A 20,335-nucleotide genomic window follows, 5' to 3' on the forward strand; every position below is an offset into this window, starting at 1 on the left:
GTTCTTCAAATTTGATTTCAATGAAGCTGATACTGATAAAAAAGCCTGCAATAAGCAGGCTTTTTTGAGAATTGATTTAGAAATTAACGTTCTTGAACTTTTTCTTCAATTTCTGCAACGCTGGTATGGCGTACGTCTAAACCTTTGACCATATAAATCACCTGTTCAGAAATATTGCGTGCATGGTCACCAATACGCTCTAAAGAACGCAGCACCCATAACACATTAATCACCCGTGAAATATGACGCGGATCTTCAATCATATACGTCATTAAGGTACGTGTTGCCGATTGATATTCACGGTCAATGTCGGCATCGGCAAGTAACACCCGCAAAGCCTGATCGACATCTAAACGCGCAAATGCATCTAGGGCATCATGAATCATCACTCGCACTTGATTGCCAATATGACGGGTTTCCATGTAGCCGCGCGGTGAATTACCTTCTTCACACAAATTCTGCGCAATACGTGCAATCTTTGCCGCTTCATCACCAATACGCTCTAAATCTGTATTGGCTTTAGACATGGCTATTACCATACGCAAATCAATTGCAGCCGGATGACGGCGCGCCAAAATCAGCGTTAAGGCTTCATCAATTTCCGTCTCTAAACGATTGACGGCATTGTCTTGGAATTGAACATCAATCGCCAAGCTTGCATCGGTGTCCAATAAAGCACGAATACCATTGGCAACTTGTTGTTCAACTAAACCGCCCATGGTCATAAATTTAGTATTTACATCCTGCAATTCTTCATTAAATTGCGAAGAAATATGGTGATTCAACACCGGATTATTTGGCAAGGGGCTTACTCCACAACAGCGATTTTAGGATGATAAATCTTGTTCAATATTAAATCACATCTAACATGAAACTTTCATGACAAAAATCCAAATGTTTAGCTTGGTTGCGTGGCTGCTTTATCGATCAGCCAAGCATTCATTTCTTTAATATCTTGTTCTGTTAATTTTCCAACCGAGGCTTTTAGGCGCAATACATTAATTAAATAATCATATTGTGCATTCACGTAATCTTGTTTGGCAGAAAAAGCATTTCGTTGTGCCAACAGCACATCTACCATGGTTTTTAAGCCTTCCTGATATTGCGCCTTGGACGCTTGAGATACGACATTGGATGAATCCATTGCCGCTTTACGGGCTTGTAATTTGGCTTGATCGGTTTCAACCTGCATATAGGACTTTTTCACATCGGTATTGGCTTTTCGAATCGCGGCATCCAACTGAGCTTCACTTTTTTTCACATTCACAGCAGCTTTTTGAATGGATTTTTGCGTTCGCCCACCGTTATACACATTCCAGTTCATCTCCACGCCGATCTGATCAAACTGACCATCACTCGATATGACATTTTGTGGAGATTGCTTGGCATAACCATAGCTGCCTACCGCCTCAATTTGTGGATATAGCGCGGCTTGTTCGACGCGTTTTTGATCTTCTGCATAATGCTGTTGTATCCGTGCTTGCTGAATTGACAGATTCTGACTTTGTGCTAAAGCCGTCCAGGCCTCTAAATCAGCTGGATACGGTTTTTGAAATTGAAAGTCGTCTCTGAGTACCGCTAAATTTTCACGATAGGGTCCAATAATTTGCCCCAGTTGCTCTTGTGCCAAAATCAATTGCACGTGAGTGGCAATACGATTGGCTCGTGCACTTTCATATTGCGCATTGGCTTCACTGACATCACTTTTTGCAACCAGACCTTCTCGCAATTTTGCATTCATCAAGTTGAGCTGTTCCAACAAGGCTTTTTCTTCTTGCAGATTTGCAGTGGTTAAACTCTGTTGACGTAACACATTAAAATAAGACTCAGAGACATTTAAAATATGTTCCTGGCGTTGTAGTTGTAAATTGACTTCACTCAAACTCACCGAAGTTCTCACCTGCTTTAAACCTTCCCACGCATCCCAACGGAAGATCGGTTGGCGAACAGTCATGGCAATTTGTTTGGTGGTAGTAGATGATGAGCTAAATGCATCCGCAGGAAAACCCGGAACACTGGTCTGGTTCGCATCTTGGCTTTTACGCATGACATTTCCAGAAACAGTAATGGTTGGAAGTAAATTACCTTTCGCAATCCCCAGATTTAATTGGTCCGCTTCATACTGTAAAAGATTGGCTTGCCAGTTTGGATCTGTACTTTTTGCACGTTGATAAGCCTCAACCAAATCCAACGCATAACTGCATGGACTTATCAGTAAAACACATGCACTGATGACTATTTTTATATTCATTTTTTATGGTAAATCCCTGCACCGTACCTGACCATCTGCAAACATGCATATTTCAAAGGAAACTATCCAATATTAGAGTGATCTCCTTAATTTTCCGTATGATTTTTATTAATTTTTACAATCCGCCCATGCTATATCGATTCATCTATAAAATGCTAGTCAATGATCACACCGCGTAACTAAACTCCTGCACAATACTACACAGACAAAATCCTTTTCAGCTATAAAATAGCCGCAATCCACCAAAATCATTGCCGCATGTATCCAGATATCGAATGACTGTGCCTTTCAAAAAAAAATCCTCTGTAAAGCGATGCCTTCCTTTTGTCATTTTTATGCTTTTGCTCGGCTGTCAAAAACATGAACCTCAGCCTATTCCAGAACAGCTACAAAAACAATCACAGCAAGATGAAACGGTGGATTTATCTTTATTATGTAAAAATATTGAAAAGAATATGGCGGAAATTAATGCGGAACGTACCACTTTTGCATTAGAACAGATCAATCAAGATTTAAAATTATGCCTGCCGCTCTCTACATTTGCTGAACAACAGCATTTGTTGGCACTGTCTACTCAAATGTATAACAATTTCTTAACAGTAGATAGAACACCGCCACAACAAGTGGCTTTTGAAGCCTATGCTTTTGATTTATCCCAGCATCCAACCATTCAGCAAAGCCATTTTGAACAGCTGACTTTACGTGACCAATATTTATTAAAACATAAGGGAGCCTATATCGAGCTGTTTGATGCAGGCAAAGGTTTGGTCAATTATCGTCGTAGCCCTGAATATTTAGCCAAAATTTTTGCCCCCTATCTGCCACGAGCAGAACAGGTCTTTATCGAAAATTTGGCGACACAGAATATGATGCCCGTGTTTGTTGAAGACACCTTAATGATTGAACCGCACGAGATCGCAACCCGTGCCTTATTTTGGGAGGAATATTTAAATCAATACCCTAAAAGCAGCTATCGCAAAGATGCAGAGTATCTTTTGCAGATGTATACCCTGTTTTTATTTAAGGGTATGAATGACTCGCCTGTCTCTGACACTTATACGGATAAATATACAATTCAAAGTAACTCGATGGATGAAATTGAAAAATTAGCTCGAGTCAAAAATTCGTATTTAGCGCTTCAAGCGACAAAGTTTCTACAATTTCTACAATTATCCGAACAGCAGCGCTTAAAAGAAATTCCTGTTCAGTTAAGCCCCAAAGAACAACAATCGATGTCTGAAAATCAGCTCACACTCAAACAGTTAGATCAGTATTTAGCTTTGCAAAATTTAAGCCTGTCTAAAACACGTGATTGTTTTAGTGATGCGGTATGTCTTTAATCCTTGCTTTAAATTAAAAGTCCATAGAAGCCTATAAAAGCGATATTTAATGTGAATGATTTTTAGTGCTTAGGCGTGTTAATATTTGTCCATCGCTTGACGGAGCGCGAGTAATTCCTCGCTGAGATTGTGTCAGTTCGTTTTATAAAGAACTTAAGCACGAGTACCGTTGAACCTGATCAGGTTAAGACCTGCGTAGGAATCAAGCATCTAAAAACTTAAGCCCCCAATTTATCTGTTTATTGATTTTCTCAATGAATTAAACCAGATAAATCTGCCACGTTTTTGGTCGTGCTTGATTCGTTGATGTCATTCATAAGGATCATTGCAATGAACCAGTTAACGAATCTATCTGCAACAGATATTTCTGCTCAACATGAGCAAGATGCTAAAGATCTCACCCGTATTTTACCCGCTTCAAAAAAAGTCTATATCCAGGGTTCCCGCGCGGACATTCAAGTACCGATGCGTGCCATTGAACTGACCGATACCCCGACCGGTTTAGGCGGCGAACAGAATCCGGATATTCTGGTTTATGACACTTCAGGTGTGTATACCGATCCTAAAGTTGCAATTGACCTGAATAAAGGTCTGCCGAATGTGCGTGAAGCCTGGATTGAAGAACGTCAAGATACCGAACGCCTAGATACTTTAACTTCTGCCTTCGGACAGGAACGCTTAAAAGATATTCGCACAGCAGAGATTCGCTTTGCCCATATTCAAAAGCCGCGTCGTGCCAAATCAGGCAAAAATGTCACTCAAATGCATTATGCACGTCAGGGTGTGATTACCCCGGAAATGGAATATATCGCCATCCGTGAAAATCAGCGCCAGCTTGAAGGGGTCGATGCACGCCAACATGTCGGTCAAAACTTCGGAGCGAAAAACCTAACCGAAATTACGCCTGAATTTGTGCGTCAGGAAGTGGCTGAAGGTCGTGCGATTATTCCGGCAAACATTAACCATCCTGAAATTGAACCGATGATTATTGGGCGTAATTTTCTGGTCAAAATCAATGCCAATATTGGTAACTCGGCACTCGGTTCAAGCATTGATGAAGAAGTGGCGAAGATGACCTGGGCGACACGCTGGGGCGCAGATACCATCATGGATTTATCGACCGGTAAAAACATCCATGAAACACGGGAATGGATTATCCGTAACTCCCCTGTTCCGATTGGTACCGTTCCGATCTATCAAGCACTGGAAAAAGTCGATGGTGTGGCTGAAGACTTAACTTGGGAAATCTTTAAAGACACCCTGATTGAACAAGCTGAACAAGGCGTAGATTACTTCACCATTCATGCCGGTGTACTGCTTCGCTATGTTCCCCTCACCGCAAATCGTTTGACCGGTATTGTCTCGCGTGGTGGTTCCATCATGGCGCAGTGGTGTTTAGCTCATCATCAAGAAAACTTCCTGTATACCCATTTTGATGAAATCTGCGAAATCATGAAAGCCTATGACGTATCGTTCAGTCTAGGCGATGGCTTACGTCCGGGTTGTATTCAGGACGCCAATGATGAAGCACAATTTTCAGAATTACGGACTTTAGGTGAACTGACCCATCGCGCGTGGCAACATGATGTTCAAGTGATGATTGAAGGTCCGGGTCATGTGCCGATGCATATGATTAAAGAAAACATGGATCTGCAACTTGAAGTGTGTCAGGAAGCACCTTTCTATACGCTAGGACCTTTAACTACAGATATTGCTCCGGGCTATGACCATATTACTTCAGCAATTGGTGCTGCGATGATTGGTTGGTACGGCACAGCTATGTTGTGTTATGTCACACCGAAAGAGCATTTGGGTTTGCCGAACAAGAAGGATGTTAAAGATGGCATTATCACCTATAAAATTGCTGCTCATGCTGCCGATTTAGCCAAAGGTCATCCGGGTTCACAAGTGCGTGACAATGCCTTATCCAAAGCACGTTTTGAATTCCGTTGGGAAGACCAGTTCAACTTGAGTCTTGACCCAGATACCGCACGCAGCATGCATGATGAAACCATGCCGAAGGAAGCCCATAAATCAGCGCATTTTTGTTCGATGTGCGGACCTAAGTTCTGTTCGATGAAAATCACCCAAAATGTGAGAGATTATGCGAAAAATCAAAGCAATGCGGAGCATACCCAAGAACAAAATGCAGAGATAGCAGCGGGATTCGAAACGATGAAAACCACCTATCAAGAACATGGTCAAAAATTGTACCATAAGCTTTAATCTGGAAAAAAAATCTTTTATTTTCATAAAATTCTCGGTTAGGATGAATGATTGCTTTTCATCCTGACTGAGCTATATGAATATTATTAGACAAGCAACATATAACAGCGACGAAGTCAAAATCCAGTCACGCGAATATCTTTTCCGTGGCTTCATTCAGGTTGAAAAAGTCAGTCTCCAACATCGTTTATTTAATCAAACTGAATACACGCCAGTGATTCAACGTGAACTTATTCACCGACCTGAAGCTGCCGGGGTACTGATTTATGATGATGCCCAACAAAAATTTGCCTTAATTGAACAATTCCGTGTCGGTGCGATGGATGATTCAGATTCAGCCTGGCAACTGGAAATTATTGCCGGTGTGCTCGATGGTGATGAATCCCCTGAAAGCTGTATTCGCCGTGAAAGTTTAGAAGAATCTGGTTGTGAAATTGATGAATTACAGCATCTATTCAGCTTTTATCCATCTGCAGGTGCCTGTTCTGAACTGTTTCATTTATACAGTGCACACGCGAATCTTCCTGAACAAGGCGGGATCTTTGGGATGCCTGATGAAGGCGAAAATATTCAATTGCATCTAATTGACTACAGTGAAATTACAAATTTATTTACCAATAGTCGATTAAGAAATGCACCGGTCATTATGGCATTGCAATGGTTGCAACAACATATTAAAACTACAAGGAATGTCTAAGGAGTCAGACATGACTTTATCCAATTACAATGAAACCCAGCAAGACTGGACCATTATTCAAATTTCAGATACACACTTGATGAATCAGGAAGATTTAGAATTTGTGGATATGAATCCTGAACAGAGCTTTCATGCCGTGATCGAGAAAATTCAGCAGCAATATCCAAATGTGGATGCGATCATTCATACGGGCGATTTAGCACAAGTGCCTGTGAAAGAAACCTATACGCGTTATTTGGCATTTATGCAGCGTTTAGGTATCCCGTTTTATCAAATTCCGGGCAACCACGATGATATGGATCTCTTCCCTTTCTATCACAATCAAAATCAAGTTCATGCTATTCATTTTGGCCCATGGAGCATGGTGTTATTAAATAGCGCTGTGCGTGGCAAAATTGATGGCTGGATTGAGGAAGAGCAACTGCAACAACTGGATCAAATTTTATCTAAATTCCAACAGCAATTTGTGATTGTTGCGTGTCATCATCATCCTTTCGATATGCAATCAAAATGGATTGATCAACATAAATTGAAAAACACTGAAAATTTAACCGATATTTTAGCCAGGCACACTAATGTCAAAGCGGTAATAAGTGGTCATGTTCATCAAGACTCCTTGAATGAATGGAAAAATATTCAGTTTTTTTCAACCCCTTCAACCTGTGTTCAGTTCAAACCTTTAAGTGATGATTTTGCGCTAGATGAAGAAGCACCGGGGTTTCGTGTACTACATTTGAAAGCAAATGGTGAGTTACAAACTGAAATTTATCGTACTGAAAAGGCGTCACAAAAAATTAATGTTGAAATTTCAGGTTATTAACTTTTCATTTTGCTTTTTTTCTATTACTTTATGGCTTCAAAAGGAAGCGTGATAGATTGAATCCAAGCATCAAAGACTATCAAAAAGCACAAAAAGTCTATATGATGACGCCCCTCGAAGGAGAATCTCCTAAGAGTTGGATAAAAACACTTGCATATCACCATATTTTTTGCGTATAGATAATACGTATATGATGAGGAATGCCCTATATGGCGAATGACAACCAAAATCAAGTCTTGGACGAACAAACTGATGTTGTAGACGAAAAGTCTACAAAACGCGTGCGTAAAACAAAGCCAAAAGCGTCAGAAAGTGGTTCTACTGCTAGCTTATTTGGTATTGCACCTTATCAGCCGAAAAAAAATGAAGAATACATGTCCGAAGGACAGCTTGAACATTTCCGCCAAATTCTGTTGGCATGGAAAGAAGAGCTAATGTCTGAAGTGGATCGTACCTTAAATACAATGCAGGATGAAAATACTGCATTACCTGACGTCAATGACCGTGCGACACAAGAAGAAGAGTTTGCAATTGAACTCCGTACACGTGACCGTGAACGTAAATTAATTCGTAAAATTGAGCAATCAATTGAAGCGATTAAAAACGATGATTATGGTTTCTGTGAAACTTGTGGTATTGAAATTGGTCTGCGCCGTCTTGAAGCGCGTCCAACTGCAACCCTTTGTATTGACTGCAAAACTTTAGCAGAAATCAAAGAGAAGCAAAATAACGGTTAATTGCAGTTAATGCTTAATAATCCTCCCCTAACCCCTCCTTTAATCAAGGAGGGGGACAGGATGGCTTATGTGGGCCGGTTTGCGCCATCGCCAACCGGCCCTTTGCATTTTGGCTCACTGATTACCGCTGTGGCCAGTTACTGCGATGCACGTGCGCATAATGGCAAATGGCTGGTTCGGATTGAAGATACCGACATTCCGCGTATTTATCCCGGCAGTGAAGAGCATATCCTGCGCTGTATAGATGCATTTCAGTTCGAAGCTGATGATGCCATCATCTTTCAAAAAGACCGCTTAGACCTCTACGATGCAGTAATCGATCAACTCAATCAAAATCATCTGGTGTATGCCTGCCAATGCACCCGCAAAATGCTGGGTTCAAATCATATCTATGCTGGAACGTGCCGCGATTTAAATCTGCCTTTTGAGCAGCAAGCCATTCGTGTCAAAGTATCCGATCAAGAAATTTGCTTTAGCGATCGTCTGCAAGGAACACACTGTTCCAATCTGCAACAGGACTTAGGCGATTTTGTCCTCAAGCGTCGTGATGGCATTATTAACTATCAACTGGCTGTGGTGGTGGATGATTATCTGCAAGGCATGACCCATGTGGTTCGTGGTGCAGATCTGCTTGATAACACTGAACGGCAAATCTGGCTCGGTTCGATATTGAATTATCCAAAACTTGAATATATGCACCTGCCGCTTGCGATGAATGATCAGGGACAAAAGCTCTCTAAACAGAACATGGCGCAAGCACTCGATCTCAGCCGTGCACCAGAACTCTTACAACAAGCGATTCGTGCTTTGCATCAGCCAGAAGTTGATTTAGACACCCCAACACATATGCTAAAACAAGCCATTGACCAGTGGGACATACAACATATTCCCCACACAAAGGAACTAGAAGGCACTTATTTATAAAATAAAAACTGGGCTAAGCTCAAAGAGAGTCTTCAGGAAAGAGACAGGTCTATGTTTTTTATTTTTGGAATTGGTCCTAAAACCAAAGTCATTCAGAAAAGTCAGTTTCTTTGTCCGGTATGTAGAACCAGAAGTACATATGAATTAAAACAACAGCGTAATTATTTTTCTTTATTTTTTATCCCACTGATTCCCCTTTCAAAAGCGAAAGGAGAATTTGTGAAATGTCTGAATTGTGGAACTGAAATGCCAAGCACAGTGTTAAACCATGCTCAGCCAGATTAGGAATAATAGCCAAGCTTAGAAGCTGGATTCTTCTTTACTTGGATTGGCTTTTTGCGTGGTGGCATCAATTTTTAAAATCAGACTGATCATCACCGCACACATAATTAACGATGAACCGCCATAACTAATAAACGGCAGGGTCAAACCTTTGGTTGGCAGCATACCCATATTCATCCCTGCATTCACCAGAATTTGCAGCAAGAAAATAATACTGATGCCATAAGCCAAATAGCCTGCACGTAAATATTGATGCTGCAACGCACGATGGCCGATCTTGATACAACAGACCAGCATCACGAAGGACAAGATCAATACGGTGCTGATTCCAAAGAAGCCAAACTCTTCACCTAAAATTGCCAACATAAAGTCAGTATGCGCTTCAGGAAGATAAGACATTTTTTGGATACTGTGTCCTAGACCGACTCCGACCCATTCACCCCGACCAAAGGCCATCAGTGCATTGGAAAGCTGGTAACCGGTACCTAAGGGGTCAGCCCAAGGATCGGTAAAAGACAAGGCCCGTTGTAAGCGGTAGGGCTCAAAAATAATCGCGGCCGCTAAGCCCAGAATAATCGCCAGCATGAAACCAATAAACTGAATCGGTGGTGCGCCTGCTAAAAAGAACACACCCAAAATCATCAAAACAATAACCGCAGTTGCACCCAAGTCCGGTTCAGCCAGAATTAAACCGACAGTAATCACCATAACCCCGCCTAAACGGAACAGACCGGAAAGGTTATTTCGAACCTCTTCTGCCCTTCGTACCACATAGTCTGCAGTGAAAATAGCCATCATGACTTTGGCCACTTCGGATGCCTGTAAAGTAAAGCCGGCAATACGAATCCATCGGGTTGAACCATTTACCTCGGTGCCGACAACCAAAACCACAGCCAGTAACAGAATGGTCATGATCCACAAAGGGAAAGTATTATTGAACCAGATATTCAACGACACTTTATAGGTTAAAAATGCGGCTACAGCGGCCACAAAAATTGAAATCCCATGTCGGATCACATAGTGAAATGCATTTTCATGTAAACGGTCTGCATAGGGCATCGATGCTGATGCCACCATGATTGAACCGATACACAGCAAGGCAATCACGCAAAAAATCAGCACATTACGCGGTGTAACTTCAGCGGGGATTTTTGCTCCCCACTCATTATAGACCTGATTAATTTTACTTATGGTCGTCTGAGCTAACCCAGCCATACAACTTTCCTTATCATTCTTCTAAGCAAGTGTGTTCACACATTCAACAAACTGGTGCCCACGTTCACTATAACCTTTAAACATATCAAAACTTGCGCATGCAGGTGACAATAACACCACATCATTGGCTTGGGTATGTTGCTGGCATAATTCCACAGCTTCTTTTAAAGAGTCCGCATGAATCAAAGTCGTTGTTCCTGCAATGGCTTTTTCAATCACTGGACAATCTTCACCAATCAATACCGCAACTTTTGCATATTTGCTTAAGGCATCACGTAAGGCAGTAAAATCCTGTCCTTTACCTTGCCCGCCTAAAATAATCGCGACTTTGCCATGTTGCGGCTCAATAGCAGCACCCAAACCATCAATGGCAGCCAATGTTGCGCCAATGTTGGTACCTTTAGAGTCATTGTAATAACGCACACCATTCACTTCTTTCACGAATTCACAGCGATGCTCCAAGCCTTTAAAGGTTTTCAAAGTTTCAAGCATAGACTCAAGTGGCAAACCAATCGCTTCACCCAAAGCCAAACATGCCAAAGCATTGGCAACATTATGGGTGCCTTGAATGTACATCTCCGAGCTTTTCAGTAAACGCTCACGACCACGTGCCAACCAGATGGTGCCATCGGTATCTCTCAATACACCATATTGATTGATATCGGGTGCATTTAAACCAAAGCTTTGCATGGGTGTACTATCTGGAACCAGTGGACGAGTGAGCGAGTCATCACGGTTAAATACGACTTTTTTGACAGCTTGGAAAATACGGTGTTTTGCAGTGTGATAGCCCATCATATCGCCATGACGGTCCAAGTGGTCTTCACTCAAATTAAGGACTACAGCGACTTCCGCGGCCAAGTTGGATGTGGTTTCTAACTGGAAGCTTGAAAGTTCCAAGATATAAAGTTCCGGATCATCTTTGATTAAATCCAGTGCAGGACGACCGAGATTGCCACCGACTGCCACCTTGATTCCCGCATCTTTCGCCATTAAACCAATGAGCGTAGTGACGGTACTTTTTGCGTTTGAACCGGTGATTGCCATAATCGGCTTATCAGTCGCACGGCGTAAAATCTGGATTTCACTGACCACAGGAATGCCTTTGGCAACTGCTGCCTGAATTTCAGGAAGTTTTGGATCAAGTCCCGGGCTAATCACAATTTCCTCAGCTCCTAATAACAGCTCTTGATCGAGCTGACCAAAACTGGTTTGAACTTCGCTTGGAATTTGATCGTGTCCCGGAGGCGTCTTTCGAGAATCTGTTACTGCAACGCGGTAGCCATTTTCATGTAAGAAATTTACTGCTGCAACACCTGAAATTCCGAGTCCTGCAACGACTTTTAATCCACCACGTTGAATTAACATTTTTACCCCATATTTTGGTATGTTTTAAAACTGACAAAATGTTAGCACTTTGCTCTTTTGAATGCTTTTTCTGTTTTAACTTTATGCGTCTTTTTTTGTGTCCGCGCGTAAAAAAACCGTCATAAAAAAGACGGTTTTTTTAAATTGGGCGAAAACTCGGAATTTATTTCCATTTTACTGCTTGGACTTCTGGTTTTTTCTGCGCACTGTCCTCAGTTGCCGAACAACCACAGCTTCCACCGCAACCCAAAACTGTAGCAGGTTTTAACCATTTGGCTAAAGTGAGCCAGCCCTGCTTGGCACAGGCAGTGGATAATTGCATGAAGACTGAGTTTGCCGTCTGAGGAAACACTTTTTTGAAGACCACAACAGCGCTCCAAAGCACCAATGCCGCAACAATTACAACTTCAATCATCTCAATCTCCCGTGCAGATTATTTTTAGTCAACTGAACCCAGTCCAGTTAACCCAAATAGTGCGATGCAATTTGATACGTCAGAAACGACATCAAATAAGCCAAACCAAATAAATAAGCCGTCATAAAGCTCACGGTTTTCCATGACCCGGTTTCACGTTTCACAGTTGCCAAGGTTGCAAGACAATGTGGCGCGTAAATAAACCAGACCAGAAGGGATAAACCGGTAGCCAGTGACCAGCCAAGGCGACCATCACTGCTAATAATGGATGCCAACCCTTGTGATATTGCATCATCATTGGTCGCAGACAACGCGTAAACCGTACCCAGTGCAGCCACCACCACTTCACGTGCTGCCATGGCAGGAATCAAGGCAATACAGATCTGCCAGTTAAAACCTAGCGGTGCAAAAATCGGTTGCATGAGGTGTCCGAGCATCCCTGCAAGAGAATAATCAATAGCAGGTAAAGTCGCGCCTTCTGGGGGTTGCGGGAAGGTACACAAGAACCAAAGCAGAATAGATAACGCGAAGATGATGCCACCGACACGTTTCAAGAAAATTTTGGCGCGGTCCAGCAAACCAATCCAAATACTTTTCACGTCAGGAAAGCGGTAGCTTGGCAATTCCATCAGCAACATATGTTGCGATTTATCTTTTTGGAAGAATTTCAATATGAAAGACACAATCAGCGCACTGACAATCCCTGCCATATATAAAGCAAACAGCACCAAACCTTGCAGGTTAAAAACGCCCCAAACCATATATTCAGGAATAAATGCGGCAATCAATAATGCATATACAGGTAAACGTGCGGAACAGGTCATTAACGGCGCAACAAAAATCGTGGTTAAACGATCTCGTGGGTCGCTAATACTGCGTGTTGCCATAATTCCGGGTACAGCACATGCAAAGCTTGAAAGTAATGGAATAAAGGCACGACCACTTAAGCCGGCTTTAAACATCAGTTTATCCAGCAAGAACGCAGCACGTGGTAAATAACCCGATTCTTCCAGGACTAGAATGAAGAAGAATAGAATCAAGATTTGTGGCAAGAACACCACCACTCCACCGGCTCCGGCAATCACCCCATCCACCACCAAGCTGTTCAGTAATGGATGTGATATGTGCTGTCCGACATATTCACCGAGCCAGCCGAAGAAGGCTTCAATGCCATCCATAAAAGGGGCAGCCCAAGCAAATACCGCCTGGAAAACCACAAACATCATCAGCGCGAGACTAACCAGCCCCAAAACAGGATGTAAAAATATTTTATCGAGGAAGTCAGAGCGTTTATCTTCTTGATCGACTGAATGCACCACATCATGCAAAATCGTGGTGATTTTATGATGATTATCGCCAGTTAAACCGCTGAGTTCGGTATGTGGGATCGAATATTTACCTTGATCGAGCGCATTCATCAGGTTTTCAATACCTGAATTACGCACGGCAACGGTTTCCACCACAGGAATACCTAAACGTTCCGCCAACTTTTGCGTATTGATTTGCATGCCACGGCGACGTGCTTCATCCATCATGTTCAGCACAAGTAGAATCGGACGACCCAGCTCGATCATTTCCAAAACCAGACCTAAATGCAATTTTAGATTGGTGGCATCAACCACACACAAGAACGCATCTTGCTGCTCTTCTTCGGCAATTTTGCCTTGCACCACATCGCGGGTAATCGCTTCATCCGGACTGGTCGCATTTAAACTATAAGTTCCGGGTAAATCCAGAACACGAACCGGTTTACCGGATGGCAATGTGAACTGCCCCACTTTACGCTCAACTGTGACACCGGCATAGTTCGCGACTTTCTGACGGGTACCAGTAAGATGGTTAAATAATGATGTTTTACCGCAGTTTGGGTTACCTACCAGGGCAATACGCAGCGCATCACTCATGCAGGTGCTCCCTCAAGATTAATTTCAATTTTTTCAGCTTCAACTTTACGCAGTGCGAATCGGGTAAATCCAACTTGAATCAAAATCGGGTCTCCACCAAAAATACCTTTGGTAATGACCTGTACTTTTGTGCCCGGAACAAAACCTAGAGTCTCTAAACGACTTGCGACCAAATCATTTTGAGAATTATTGCCATCTAAAGTTCTGTTGACTTTGCTGATGATGGCCGTTTGTTTCACTTTTAAATCAGATAAACGCACCGCATCTAATCCTAAAATATTTTGAACAGTATACAAACAAATGAGAATAATTACCAAGTAAGGTTTGATTCCAATTCTCATCTTCTCTCACATCGACATTGGCAAAGAATTGTTCTAAATTGATCCAAGCCAAGAAAAACTTGGATTTTTCATTCAATGTAGAAGTGACATGCTTAATAAAAAACCTCGTATTCCTGCTCCGGTGAGCATTCCTGAACATTTAAGTTTTTTACAGGGTTTCCGAGATTATTTAATTGCACAAACCGTAAGTCCGCATACACGTAACGCCTATCTGTCTGATTTGGTTCAATGTAGTCAATGCAATTCCAATTCAATGCCGAATTGGTCCAGCGATGATGTGGCTGATGTTTTACTGGCATTAACAAAACAAGGCAAAAGCCCGCGCTCGATTGCCCGATCACTTTCTGCACTGCGTTCTTTTTATAAATTTTTACGTGAACAAAAACTTCGCTCCGACAATCCGGTTGCAACCCACAAAACGCCCAAAATTGGTCGTTCACTCCCCAAAGATATTTCTGAACAAGAAGTTGAAGCCTTAATTCATGCCCCCGATGTCGAAACGGCTTTGGGTTTACGTGATCGTGCCATGCTTGAAGTGCTGTATGCCTGTGGGTTACGGGTGACTGAATTGCTCAATTTGCGTCTTGAATTGATTAATTTAAAACAGGGTTATTTACGTATTGTTGGTAAAGGCAATAAAGAACGCTTGGTGCCTTTGGGACAAGTGGCTTGTGAATGGATTGAAAAATACCTGAATGAGGCACGTTCCAGTTTATATAAATCTGCCACTGACTATGTGTTTTTAACCCAACACGGCGGCATTATGAGTCGGCAAAATTTTTGGTATGCTATTAAACGCTATGCGCTACAGGCAGGTGTACAGGCTGAATTGTCACCGCATACTTTAAGGCATGCTTTCGCCACCCATTTACTCAATCATGGCGCGGATTTGCGTGTCGTTCAGATGTTATTGGGTCATAGTGATTTATCTACCACCCAAATTTATACTCACGTTGCTCAAGTTCGAATGCAGCAACTGCATGCCACACATCACCCTCGTGCTTAGTCTGGTCTTCATTCATCATCTAAGACCAAGAAGTGTTAACGAGCCTGGCTTTTTTTTTGTTATGCTAGGCCATCAATTTTTATCTATAGCTAAAAGAAAGGGTTACTTATGTCATTTACCCGCTCAAAACTTTTTATTGCATGCACTTTGGCAAGCAGCCTGGCAATTACTGCGTGTTCCAACTCAAACAACGATGAAAAAAAGCAAAGCACTTTAACCGCTAGCGCACCTGCAACCGGACAGGCATCGAATCTTTCCGAACGCAATGCACAGCAGCGTCTGATTAACACCCTGCAACAGCACTTTAAAAAAGCCAATATCAACGCCAAAGTTCTAGATATTAAAGCCACTGAAGTACCAAATCTGTATTGGGTCACTCTTGAAGGCATGTCCTCTGTTTATGCAACCGCAGATGGTAAATACATTATTCAGGGGGATGTGCTTCGTTTAGGTGACAGCAAAATTCACAATGTCAGTGAAAACCTGCAATCTGCTGCCAATAAAAAGCTTCTGGCGGGCTTAAAAACCGAAGACCTGCTGGTTTATAAAGCGCAAGGCAAAACCAAACATATTGTGTATGTGTTTACTGATGTTAGCTGCCCGTATTGCCATAAACTGCATGAACATATGAGCGAAATTAACGCCAAAGGCATTGAAGTGCGTTATATCGCATGGCCACGTGGCGAACAGTTCATGCCAGCCATGGAAAGTGTCTGGTGTAGTGAAGATCGTCAGGCTGCCTTTAATCAAGCCATTGCAGGTACACCACTTGCTCCAGCAACATGCAAGAATCCCGTTAAAGATCAGTATCAACTCGGTCTGAATATGGGCGTGAATGGCACCCCTGCTATTTACAATGAAGAGGGTGTTTACCTGGGTGGATACTTGTCTCCTGAAGAATTAGCAGAACGTTTAAATAACTAATTTTTATTCGTTAAATTACTGTTTTTTATAGTTGAAGATAAAGTGATTTCTTTCCTAGAGTCTCATGCTTTTTTTAGCTATGATCTAGGTTCGCTTAAAATTGATTAGATATTGGAGTGTGACGTGAAACCAGTTCGTCTGGCAATCCTCGGTCTTGGTACTGTAGGTGGTGGTGCCCTTAAACTTTTAAAAGAAAACGCTGCTGAGATCAGACGTCGCACCGGTCGAGAAATTGAAATTACCCATGTGGGTACACGTCGTCCGCGTCCTGATTTGGATCTTCCAGAATCAATTAAACAAAGTGCTGATCTTCTAGAAATTGTACGTCAGCCAGATGTTGACGTTGTGGTTGAAGTGATGGGCGGTATCCACCCTGCCTATGAAGTCATCATGGAAGCCATGAAACATGGCAAGCATATTGTTACTGCAAATAAAGCTTTACTGGCTGAACATGGCAATGAGCTATTTAAAGCGGCCGAAGACAATGCCGTGCAGATTGCCTATGAAGCAGCGGTTGCCGGCGGCATTCCAATTATCAAAGTGATTCGTGAAGGCTTGGCAGCCAATAAAATTGACTGGCTGGCAGGTATTATTAATGGCACAGGCAACTTCATCCTCAGTGAAATGCGTGAAAAAGGTCGTGCTTTTGAAGATGTGCTGAAAGAAGCGCAAGAACTCGGTTATGCCGAAGCAGATCCTACCTTTGATGTAGAAGGGATTGATGCTGCACATAAACTGACGATTTTGGCTTCATGTGCATTTGGTATTCCGCTACAGTTTGACAAAGTATTTACTGAAGGGATTGGCAAAGTCACTGCACAAGATGTGAAATATGCAGAAGACTTAGGTTTCCGTATCAAACACTTAGGTATTGCACGCCGTACCGATGCCGGAATTGAATTACGCGTACACCCGACCCTCATTCCAGATGATCAACTGATTGCCAATGTCAACGGCGTGAAAAATGCCATCTTGGTACAAGCCAATGCCGTCGGTCCAACACTGTATTACGGTGCAGGCGCAGGTGCAGGTCCAACAGCTTCTGCTGTGGTTGCTGACGTCGTCGATATTGTCCGCGACATCATTTATACCGAAGATGGTGCCGGAACCATTCCGCAATTGGCCTTTGAAGCGCTCACGGATTTGCCAATTTTAACGCGTGAACAAATGACCACTGGCTACTACATTCGTATTAATGCCGAAGATCAAATGGGCGTCCTTGCAGATGTAACGACTATTTTAAGTCGTGCCGGAATCAGTATTGATGCCATCATGCAGCAACCGCGCTTAAAAGACCTTATTCCGATCGTGATTTTAACTGATCCTATCGTTGAATCAAAAATGGATGAAGCGTTAAAACAGATTCAAGCATTGCCTTTCATTCATGGCGAAATTGTACGGATTCGTTTAGAATCGCTTGATAATTAATCGGGTTGAGGGGAGTATTTCCCCTTGCCAAGCTCTACACACAATTGGAACATCATCATGTCTAATGCCAATCGTTATACTGGTTTAGTTGACCGTTATCGTGACCGTTTACCAGTATCTGCAACCACTCGTGCAATCTCTTTAGGCGAAGGTAATACGCCACTGATCAAGCTTGAGAACATTCCACGCATTATTGGTAAAGATGTTGAAATCTATGTGAAGTACGAAGGCTTAAACCCGACTGGTTCATTTAAAGACCGTGGTATGACCATGGCCGTAACCAAAGCGGTTGAAGAAGGCTCTAAAGCCATTATTTGTGCCTCTACCGGTAACACCTCAGCTGCAGCTGCTGCTTATGCTGCACGCGCAGGCATCAAAGCATTCGTTTTAATCCCGGAAGGCAAAATTGCCATGGGTAAAATGGCACAGGCAATGATGTATGGTGCAATCACTATGCAAATTCGCGGCAACTTCGATGACGGCATGCGTCTTGTTAAAGAAGTGGCTGATCAAGCACCTGTAACCATTGTAAACTCAATCAACCCTTACCGTTTGCAAGGTCAAAAAACCATTGCTTACGAAATCGTTGAAGCTTTAGGTCGTGCGCCTGATTACCACTGCTTGCCAGTCGGTAACGCAGGTAACATCACTGCACACTGGATGGGTTATACCGAAGCAGTTGCAAATCAGCCGAAAGAACAGTTTGAGCAAGTGATTTACGACGCTGAAACAGATGCTTTCACTGGTCCTAAACCTGCTGGCCTTCCAATTATGGCAGGTTATCAAGCATCTGGCGCTGCACCGTTCCTACGTGGTGGCCCTGTTGCAAACCCTGAAACTGTTGCGACTGCCATCCGTATTGGTAACCCACAAAGCTGGAACCATGCGAAAGCGGTTGTTCGTGACTCAAACGGTTGGTTTGATGAACTGACTGATGCTGAAATTCTTGAAGCACAGCGTTTACTTTCAATGTACGAAGGCGTGTTCGTAGAACCTGCTTCTGCAGCGTCTGTGGGCGGCGCAATTCGTGACATCAAAGCTGGCAAAATTAAAGAAGGTTCAGTGATTGTTTGTACTGTTACAGGTAATGGTTTGAAAGACCCTGATACTGCGATCAAACAATGTTCTGATGCTGTCATGCTGTCTATTGATGCAACAATGAATCAAGTGAAAGAATCGATTCTTTCTAATATGTAATTCTTAGCATCATTAGAAATAAAAAAAGTCCTGCAATTGCAGGACTTTTTTTACGTTATGAATAAAGCGATATTAGATCAACGAAATTAGATACGTTTTGGTAACTGGCTTGCCCAACTCATTAAACGGGTTGCATCATTGGTACGTGCTTGTGAAGAATCTGCACCCAGCAACACTACAACCGCCGGACGATTATTTAAGGTGGTATGCATCACTACACAACGTCCTGCTTCATTGATATAACCAGTTTTTGAAATATTGATATTCCAGCCCCCATTACGAACTAAAGCATTGGTGTTGTTTGATTTCAATACCCGATAACCTAAATTGAAGTCATAGTTAGGTGTAGTCGAGAATTGACGAATCAAACTATATTGTGATGCCGCATTGACTAAAATACCCAAATCACGTGCTGAAGCGACATTACGTGGATGTAGGCCTGTGGATTCCATAAAATGTGCAGAATTCATACCCAGAGATTTGGCTTTGGCATTCATCGCACTCACAAAAGCGGCACGACCACCTGGATAAGTCCGGGCTAAAGCAGCTGCTGCTGGATTTTCAGATTTCATCAAAGCAAAAAGCAAGGCTTCTGCACGGTTCATGCTGTCACCGGCACGCAAGGTTGAACTTGAGCTTTTACAACCTGAACAGGAAAAGTCTGCTTGTTGCAAAGTGATCTTTTCCGACATATTCAAACGTCCGTCAGAGATCACCACTGCGGTCATGAGTTTAGTAATGGATGCAATCGGGAAAGCGGTATTACTGTTTTTGCTATATAAAACTTCGCCTGTTTGACCGTCCATCACTAAAGCAGCACGTGCATTGACAGAGGGTTGATCGCCAAAGCTTGAATTATTCAGAATTTGCACAGTTTTAGGTGCAGAATGACTAACCACACCATTAGAACTACGTACCGAAGTGGTAATTTTAGTTGAACCTTGTGGCGTGGGTTCTTCGGTCAATGCCGAACCATCACCATTGAGTAATTGTTTGGCATCTTCAGAAGACCAATTTAACGCAGCTTGACCTGTGCCTCCAGAAGCATCCATGATGAGTTCTGCAAAACTACTAGAACTCATGCTAAGTAAGATGGACATACCCAGCACATGCATTAAAGACTTGTTCGAATTTTTCACGATGGTTTACTCAACTCATGGAGGCAAGATACATTTGTGTATTACCTCAAATATGCCTTACATTTAAACATAAAGGTGAACATTTTTTACGCATAAACCTTTATGCTTAACATTTCACTTA

Annotated in this window: 19 protein-coding genes and 1 riboswitch; of the genes, 11 read left to right on the forward strand and 8 right to left on the reverse strand. The window is 42.5% G+C overall.

Going from position 1 to position 20,335, the window contains the following annotated elements; all coding sequences use genetic code 11:
* Positions 1-83 precede the first annotated feature (83 nt).
* Positions 84-803 (reverse strand): phosphate signaling complex protein PhoU, encoded by a 720-nt coding sequence (gene phoU / locus HLH14_RS01500; RefSeq protein ID WP_067722404.1) that lies wholly within the window; start codon positions 801-803, stop codon positions 84-86.
* A 95-nt stretch (positions 804-898) separates the two neighbouring features.
* A complete protein-coding gene (abuO, locus tag HLH14_RS01505) occupies positions 899-2,251 on the reverse strand; it encodes a multidrug efflux outer membrane protein AbuO (RefSeq protein ID WP_067722406.1) in 1,353 nt (450 codons plus the stop codon).
* A gap of 275 nt (positions 2,252-2,526) precedes the next feature.
* Between abuO and HLH14_RS01510 the strand changes: the two genes are divergently transcribed.
* The 7 genes from HLH14_RS01510 (at position 2,527) to HLH14_RS01540 (ending at position 9,280) form a co-directional block, all read left to right on the forward strand.
* Positions 2,527-3,591 carry a hypothetical protein gene (locus tag HLH14_RS01510; protein WP_171255133.1) on the forward strand — a complete coding sequence of 355 codons (1,065 nt, stop codon included), beginning with the start codon at positions 2,527-2,529 and terminating at the stop codon, positions 3,589-3,591.
* A gap of 90 nt (positions 3,592-3,681) precedes the next feature.
* A riboswitch (TPP riboswitch) is annotated at positions 3,682-3,810 on the forward strand.
* Positions 3,811-3,921: 111 nt separating this feature from the next.
* Entirely contained in the window at positions 3,922-5,817 is a 1,896-nt protein-coding gene (thiC, locus tag HLH14_RS01515) for a phosphomethylpyrimidine synthase ThiC (protein WP_086193071.1), read from the forward strand.
* Between the two features lie 76 nt (positions 5,818-5,893).
* The gene (locus tag HLH14_RS01520) at positions 5,894-6,514 is read left to right on the forward strand and encodes an NUDIX domain-containing protein (protein WP_086193072.1); all 621 of its coding nucleotides are present in this window, start codon (positions 5,894-5,896) and stop codon (positions 6,512-6,514) included.
* A 10-nt stretch (positions 6,515-6,524) separates the two neighbouring features.
* On the forward strand, positions 6,525-7,334 hold the full coding sequence (gene cpdA / locus HLH14_RS01525) for a 3',5'-cyclic-AMP phosphodiesterase (protein WP_086193073.1): 810 nt from the start codon (positions 6,525-6,527) through the stop codon (positions 7,332-7,334).
* 209 nt (positions 7,335-7,543) lie between these two features.
* On the forward strand, positions 7,544-8,071 hold the full coding sequence (gene dksA / locus HLH14_RS01530; RefSeq protein WP_067722416.1) for an RNA polymerase-binding protein DksA: 528 nt from the start codon (positions 7,544-7,546) through the stop codon (positions 8,069-8,071).
* A gap of 9 nt (positions 8,072-8,080) precedes the next feature.
* Positions 8,081-8,995 (forward strand): tRNA glutamyl-Q(34) synthetase GluQRS, encoded by a 915-nt coding sequence (gene gluQRS, locus HLH14_RS01535; protein WP_171263045.1) that lies wholly within the window; start codon positions 8,081-8,083, stop codon positions 8,993-8,995.
* 51 nt (positions 8,996-9,046) lie between these two features.
* On the forward strand, positions 9,047-9,280 hold the full coding sequence (locus tag HLH14_RS01540; protein ID WP_086193075.1) for a zinc ribbon domain-containing protein: 234 nt from the start codon (positions 9,047-9,049) through the stop codon (positions 9,278-9,280).
* Positions 9,281-9,295: 15 nt separating this feature from the next.
* Here HLH14_RS01540 and ftsW read toward each other — a convergent pair whose 3' ends face one another.
* The 5 genes from ftsW to HLH14_RS01565 form a co-directional block, all read right to left on the reverse strand.
* Positions 9,296-10,492 (reverse strand): putative lipid II flippase FtsW, encoded by a 1,197-nt coding sequence (ftsW, locus tag HLH14_RS01545; RefSeq protein WP_067722422.1) that lies wholly within the window; start codon positions 10,490-10,492, stop codon positions 9,296-9,298.
* A gap of 21 nt (positions 10,493-10,513) precedes the next feature.
* The gene (gene murD, locus HLH14_RS01550; protein ID WP_131270476.1) at positions 10,514-11,860 is read right to left on the reverse strand and encodes a UDP-N-acetylmuramoyl-L-alanine--D-glutamate ligase; all 1,347 of its coding nucleotides are present in this window, start codon (positions 11,858-11,860) and stop codon (positions 10,514-10,516) included.
* 163 nt (positions 11,861-12,023) lie between these two features.
* Entirely contained in the window at positions 12,024-12,275 is a 252-nt protein-coding gene (locus HLH14_RS01555; RefSeq protein WP_086193077.1) for a DUF6587 family protein, read from the reverse strand.
* Between the two features lie 47 nt (positions 12,276-12,322).
* On the reverse strand, positions 12,323-14,179 hold the full coding sequence (gene feoB / locus HLH14_RS01560; RefSeq protein ID WP_086193078.1) for a ferrous iron transporter B: 1,857 nt from the start codon (positions 14,177-14,179) through the stop codon (positions 12,323-12,325).
* Positions 14,176-14,439 carry a FeoA family protein gene (locus HLH14_RS01565; RefSeq protein WP_131270598.1) on the reverse strand — a complete coding sequence of 88 codons (264 nt, stop codon included), beginning with the start codon at positions 14,437-14,439 and terminating at the stop codon, positions 14,176-14,178. The genes feoB and HLH14_RS01565 overlap by 4 nt, the downstream gene beginning before the upstream one ends.
* A gap of 169 nt (positions 14,440-14,608) precedes the next feature.
* Here HLH14_RS01565 and xerD point away from each other — a divergent pair, with 169 nt between their 5' ends.
* The 4 genes from xerD (at position 14,609) to thrC (ending at position 19,075) form a co-directional block, all read left to right on the forward strand.
* Entirely contained in the window at positions 14,609-15,526 is a 918-nt protein-coding gene (xerD, locus tag HLH14_RS01570; RefSeq protein ID WP_086193080.1) for a site-specific tyrosine recombinase XerD, read from the forward strand.
* Positions 15,527-15,634: 108 nt separating this feature from the next.
* Positions 15,635-16,450 (forward strand): DsbC family protein, encoded by an 816-nt coding sequence (locus HLH14_RS01575; protein ID WP_086193081.1) that lies wholly within the window; start codon positions 15,635-15,637, stop codon positions 16,448-16,450.
* 123 nt (positions 16,451-16,573) lie between these two features.
* Positions 16,574-17,878, forward strand: coding sequence for a homoserine dehydrogenase (locus tag HLH14_RS01580; RefSeq protein ID WP_131270479.1), 1,305 nt, complete (start codon positions 16,574-16,576; stop codon positions 17,876-17,878).
* A gap of 57 nt (positions 17,879-17,935) precedes the next feature.
* The gene (thrC, locus tag HLH14_RS01585; RefSeq protein ID WP_171532507.1) at positions 17,936-19,075 is read left to right on the forward strand and encodes a threonine synthase; all 1,140 of its coding nucleotides are present in this window, start codon (positions 17,936-17,938) and stop codon (positions 19,073-19,075) included.
* A gap of 86 nt (positions 19,076-19,161) precedes the next feature.
* On the opposite strand, the gene HLH14_RS01590 is transcribed toward thrC, so the two are convergent.
* Positions 19,162-20,214, reverse strand: coding sequence for a serine hydrolase (locus HLH14_RS01590; RefSeq protein ID WP_143222497.1), 1,053 nt, complete (start codon positions 20,212-20,214; stop codon positions 19,162-19,164).
* Between the last annotated feature and the right edge of the window lie 121 nt (positions 20,215-20,335).

It is taken from the genome of Acinetobacter terrae, assembly GCF_013004375.1.
Lineage (GTDB): Bacteria > Pseudomonadota > Gammaproteobacteria > Pseudomonadales > Moraxellaceae > Acinetobacter > Acinetobacter terrae.